At 68.9% G+C, this 1,005-nt stretch carries 1 protein-coding gene and 1 tRNA gene; both read left to right on the forward strand.

Translation table 11 applies throughout. The annotated features are described in order from the left end of the window. A partial coding sequence (locus GEV06_28665) for a GlsB/YeaQ/YmgE family stress response membrane protein (GenBank protein MPZ21821.1) occupies positions 1–219 on the forward strand: 219 nt, incomplete at its 5' end. Positions 220–462: 243 nt separating this feature from the next. Continuing rightward, positions 463–538, forward strand: a tRNA-Glu gene (locus tag GEV06_28670). Positions 539–1,005: the final 467 nt, after the last annotated feature.

Here is a 1,005-nt window from a genome sequence, read left to right on the forward strand (position 1 = left end):
GTTGCCGGTGCAATCGCAAAGCTCATCATGCCCGGCAAGGACCCGGGGGGCTTCATCGTCACGATCCTGCTGGGCGTGGCGGGGGCCCTCGTCGGTGGCTTCATTGGCACGAGCCTCGGGTGGGGCACGGTCACGGGGTTCAACTTCGTCAGCATGGCAATGGCCGTCATCGGGGCCTTGCTGCTGCTCTTGATCTACCGCATGCTCAAGAGAGCGTAAGGTCGACCGGCCCCTGTCACCGTGAGACGCGCCAGCGGGTCGTAAGCCGGCTCGCTGGCGTGCGTTTGTGTTGGGCGCTTTCGCACCCGCTCAGGGTTTCGTATGAGCGCCCGCGTGTACCCGCGTTCTGCACGAAAGGCCCCGCCTGAGCGGACCGGCGGGCTGTGGTATGCTGCAAGATGCGGGCGCGCCGATGCGCTTGCCGCTTGATTCACTCCACGTTCGGACACCCTCCGCTGACACGTCCCCGTCGTCCAGAGGCCCAGGACGCGGCCCTTTCAAGGCCGAAACACGGGTTCGAATCCCGTCGGGGATACCACATTACGTACCGCCCCCGAAATCACCGGCCGCACCGTCCCGACCCCCGCGAACTCGTAGTAGGCACGGCGCCAGAACTGGCCTACCCCTACTGGGGTCATGGTCAGCCGGCCCCGAATCAGCCGCCGGAGAATCTGCTGCGCCTGCGGGATGTGCCCGCGCAACAGCCCGGTCCAATCCTTCAGGTAGCTCTCCAGCGTGTGCCGCACCGTCCCCAGGTCCACGGTCGGCCGGGGCGCCAGCAGCCCGTCCAGCCGGGCGCGCAGCTCCCGCCGCTTCGTCTCCTGGGCTCCTAGGGCGTCCACCAGCGAACGCAAGTCCCCGCCCTCGGCAATGGCCTCGGTCAATCGGGCGATCGCCTGCTCGGTCCGGCGCAGGTCCGCCGCCACCTGGTCCCGCTCCTCGGCCGTGGTGTCGCGCGCCAGCAGCGCCTCGGCATGGGCGAGGGCCTGGGCCACGACCTCGGGC

It is taken from the genome of Luteitalea sp., from assembly GCA_009377605.1.
In the GTDB taxonomy this organism is placed as follows: domain Bacteria; phylum Acidobacteriota; class Vicinamibacteria; order Vicinamibacterales; family Vicinamibacteraceae; genus WHTT01.